The 4,049-nt window shown below is 67.2% G+C and carries 4 protein-coding genes; 1 reads left to right on the top strand and 3 read right to left on the bottom strand.

Annotated elements, in window-relative coordinates:
- Nucleotides 1-159 precede the first annotated feature (159 nt).
- A complete protein-coding gene (locus ACLQ25_RS32395) occupies nucleotides 160-1,815 on the bottom strand; it encodes a hypothetical protein (RefSeq protein ID WP_425734535.1) in 1,656 nt (551 codons plus the stop codon).
- 183 nt (nucleotides 1,816-1,998) lie between these two features.
- Between ACLQ25_RS32395 and ACLQ25_RS32390 the strand changes: the two genes are divergently transcribed.
- Nucleotides 1,999-2,745, top strand: coding sequence for a phosphotransferase family protein (locus tag ACLQ25_RS32390; RefSeq protein ID WP_425734534.1), 747 nt, complete (start codon nucleotides 1,999-2,001; stop codon nucleotides 2,743-2,745).
- A 6-nt stretch (nucleotides 2,746-2,751) separates the two neighbouring features.
- Here the strand turns inward: ACLQ25_RS32390 and ACLQ25_RS32385 are convergent, their stop codons facing one another.
- A complete protein-coding gene (locus tag ACLQ25_RS32385; RefSeq protein ID WP_425734533.1) occupies nucleotides 2,752-3,288 on the bottom strand; it encodes an RBBP9/YdeN family alpha/beta hydrolase in 537 nt (178 codons plus the stop codon).
- A 72-nt stretch (nucleotides 3,289-3,360) separates the two neighbouring features.
- Complete coding sequence (locus ACLQ25_RS32380) at nucleotides 3,361-3,948, bottom strand: CGNR zinc finger domain-containing protein (protein ID WP_425734532.1); 588 nt, start codon at nucleotides 3,946-3,948, stop codon at nucleotides 3,361-3,363.
- Nucleotides 3,949-4,049: the final 101 nt, after the last annotated feature.

The following is a 4,049-nucleotide window of genomic DNA, read 5'->3' as shown; positions in this document are numbered from 1 at the left end:
GGTCATCACAGCACCCTCCTCACCAGGCACAACGCCCGGCAGGTCAGGCCGGAAACACCTTTAGATCCACAGACCCACAGCGGGTCGCGGGCCGACAGCGAGTGGGGCCGCAGCCCGCGCACAAGGACCAGCAGCAGGTCGAGGTGGGTGTGGTGGCGGTCAGCGTCGGTGGCGTCTCCCGGAGTGGCCTTTGGGCGTGGGTTGCCTGACGGGTTTCGGGTCGAAATCGGCTTCTGGGGTGGGGATGGCGGCCGACGGGATGCCGGCAACACTGCTGGACTGCCAGTTGTTGGTGGTGATGTTCAGCGAATTCATGCTTTGCGTTGTGTAACTGATGTCCGCAAGGTTGTCGCTGCTGATGGCGTACTGGATGGCCGGTGCGAAGGATTGCTGGGGGTAGGTGTTGTAGTCGGACCTACTCGGCCCGGCGTCGTCGAAGCCATGGCCGCTGTGGGCGGAATATTCGGGGTACGGCGTGGTGGAAGATTGGCCGTACCCGTAAGACGTGCTCGCAGCCGGCCCCGAAACGTATTGGACAGAGCTGTGATACCCCTGCTCCGGTGGGTATTCTGCCTGCCGGCTCTGGTAGCGGGAGGAAGATGGGTACTGGTTGCCAGTGCTGCTGGACAGCATCGTCGTGTCCACCGCACCAGGGGCAGCACCAAAGCTGCTCACCATTGAGGCGTAGGAATTCTGCGGCAGCTCGGCTTGCGGCGCGGCGTAGCCGGCGTACTGCCCTGAGGGATCGGCGTAGGCAGGCGTCGATCCCGCTCGACCCTCCGGCTGATAGCCGGGACCGTCGACGGGCTGCCCGTACTGCGTTATGGCGTCCGCTGGCTTCTCTTTCCAACGCTCGGGAAGGCTGATCCGCAGGGGTGCTACCTGGTCAGGGTTGACAGCCAAACGGGCAGGGTCTGAATTCAGATGGGATTTTTTGCCGTCACGGACAAGGGTATACGAGCCTCCAGTTAGCCCATGCGCTTCCGCGAAGTCGCGGATTACTTTGGGACTCACATTAGTGTTGGAGTATGCCAACGCGCGGATTCGCCCGGTCGCGCGCGCCCAAGCCCTTATCAGGGGGACATCGGCTAGGCTGGGGTTATCGACGACCTCCTGGTACGCCGCCGGCAGATAGGCACGTTTCCAGCGAGTGGGCAAGGAAATCCTCTGCGCCGCCGCGGAAGTTGGATCTGCGCCGTCAGCATAGCGATCGAACCGGGGCTCCAGGAAGAGCTCCCCCGCCTGAACAACGCTGTAGTAGTCACGGGGCAAACCGTGGGCATCACTAAAGTCGGCTAGCAGACTCGGAACGAGACTGAGAGCGCGTGCTGTGGGGGTTAACCGATTGGTCGCGTGAGCCCAGGCCATCACCAGACTGGGGTCACTGATCGCGGGATTGTCGATCACTGCCTGGTAAGCTACGGGCTGATAAACGCGCGGCTCGGTGGGCAGATCGGACTGCGGCCAACGGGAGGGCAGATCTATCGTCTGCGCCGCCGCGGATTGCGGGTTCGCGCCGTCAGGGTAGCGGTCGGATTCTGGCACCACTCGGGGCTTGACCCCGTCCTTGGCGAGCGTGTAGTAGTCACGGGGCAACCCGTGCGCCTTTGCGAAGTCGCCAAGCACTACCGAAGTCAGGCGCCACATGTGCTTTTCTCCGGGATTCAGCCGGCCGGATGTGCGGGCCCATGCCATCACCAAGCTTGCGTCGGCGATCGTTGGCTGATCGATGACCTCCTGATAGGAGACTTGTCGGTAGTCGCGACGTGGAGGCATACGCTTTGGATCCTCTCGGTTCGAAGGTCGTTGGCGCACGTCTCAACGGTGCATCCCTGCCAACGGTTCACCGCGGGGCGGGCCGAACCCAAACCGGCGGGAGTGCTGCAACCACCCCCACGCCGACCCCGACTGCGGCGGCCACCACAGCCTGCTGTCCGCCGCGACACCCGCGACTCCGGCGCCGAAAACCGGTCGAGCGTCGCGGTCGATCCCGCGACAATGGCCGACGTGCCGGAGATAGAGGTCGTCGTCGCCCACTCCGAGCGGGCGACCGTACGTGCCGGGGATGTGTTTCTCAAGATCGATGCTGATCCGGACCACGCGGACGTCGAGGTGGCGGCGATGGCGATGGCGCCCGTGCCGACCCCGGAGGTCCTGTGGCGCAACCCGCCCGTGCTCGCGCTCGCCGCTCTGCGCGGGCGGGCACTCGGCCGCCTGGGCGAGCCGTCGACCGCGTCGGCGACGGCGTGGGCCGCGGCGGGCGCCGCCGTACGGACGCTGCACGACGCGCCGCTGCCGCCCTGGCCCGGTCCGAGCCTCGACGAGCGGGCCACGCGGCTCGACCGCGAGTGCGGGTGGCTCGTCGCGAACGACGTTCTCCCCAGCGACCTGGTCACCCGCAACCGTCACATCGCCGAGGCGGCGCTCCGGCCGTGGACACCTGTCTTCACCCACGGCGACCTACAGGTGGACCACGTGTTCGTCGACGGCGACGAGGTCACCGGCGTGCTCGACTGGTCCGAGGCGAGCCGGGGCGACGCCCTGTTCGACCTCGCCACGTTGACTCTCGGGCACGAGGAGCGCCTCGGCGACGTCGTGGCCGGCTACGGCGCCGACGTCGACCTCGACGTGATCCGGGCGTGGTGGTCGTGGCGCAGTCTGGTGGTGATCCGTTGGCTGACCGAGCACGGCTTCGACCCGTCGGCGCCCGGCTGTGAGGTCGACGTGCTGCGGGCGCGGATGTGACGAGCGTCAGGGGATGAGGCGGTCGAGAAGCTCGAACCGCTCGTACGGCTGGTCGTAGTCGCCGAAGTGGCCGTCGTCGCGCACGATCTGGGTGCCGCCGAGCCGCTCGAACATCGCGCGTCCCTGCCGGTCGTCGCAGCCGTACGGATCCTTGCGCGAGTTGACGAAGTAGATGTCCCGCACGTGCGACCGGATCGCCGCCCAGTCGTAGTGCTCCTGTAGAACGGGCTCGTCGCTCGTGTTGGACCGGGTGCAGTAGCCGGCGACCAGGATCGCCTGCGCCACCGTCACGTCGACATGCTCAAGGAGTGCCAGGAGCAGGGCCGCGCCGCCGGAGTGGCCCACCAGGACCGTGTCCTCGTCGAAGTGGTGCCCGGCCAGCACCGTCGGCAGGAACGTCGCAATCGGCTCGACATTGACGCCCGGCAGGTGCGGCACCTCGACCGCGTAACCCCGGGCCTCCAGCCGTCGGGCCAGCCAGCGGTACCAGACGACGTCCGGGTTGCCCCCGGTCCCGTGGAAGATGATCGCGTTCCGTCCCACCGTGCCCCTCCCTTGGCATGGACGAGGTGATCGAACCACGGGACGGCTTCCGCGGCGTACCCGCGGTGGGTGTCAGGGCTTGGTCGTGGCGCGCCGGCGGGCCCGGGAGGCACGGAGATTGATCGCGTTGCCACAGCTCTTCATGTCGTGCCAGACGCGGGTGCTGTTCCGGGACCGGTCGTAGAAAACGGCGCCGCAGTCCGGGTTCATACACGTCTTGAGCCGGGCGAGTGTGCCCAGGCGCGAGGCGAGCAACGTTTCCAGGTGGACCAGCGACGCGACGGCGCTCACGCCGCCACCGCTGGGCCCATACGTCAATCGACCATCGCGGAGGTTGATGTCGGCCGCCAGCGGCTGCGGCCCCTGGTCGTGGGCATCGTTCGTCAGCCAGCCGCGGACCTGGTCGCGCAGGGCCCGAAGTGGCGCCAGGTCGTCACCGGTGAGCGCGATCCGTGGCGGCGCTTGGCCGGTCTGCTCTCCCCAGGTCCGCAACGCCACATCGAGCCAGCCCTGCGCCGTGGTCTCGTCATCGAGCAGTTCGAACGTCGGTGCGACGGCTATGCCGGCGGTGTTCAGCAGGTCCTGAACCACGCAGAGACCACCGGGCGCCAGTGCCATGCCCAGGCGTTCGGTGCTGCCGGCGGTGTCGTCGATCGTCACGACAGTCAGCCTAACTCGAAAATGGAACCGTGCGTAGACACGCGGCAGCATCCCGCGTCGCGAAGCGGCGTGGGATGGGTTGTGGTGTAGCGGTGGCTAGG

Source organism: Micromonospora sp. DT44 (assembly GCF_049841635.1).
Lineage (GTDB): Bacteria > Actinomycetota > Actinomycetes > Mycobacteriales > Micromonosporaceae > Micromonospora.
This window is presented reverse-complemented; position numbering and strand designations above follow the sequence as displayed.

Coding starts and splice junctions, on each gene's coding strand:
- ACLQ25_RS32390 (WP_425734534.1), top strand. CDS start 1,999: ATGGCCGACGTGCCGGAGATAGAGGTCGTCGTCGCCCACTCCGAGCGG.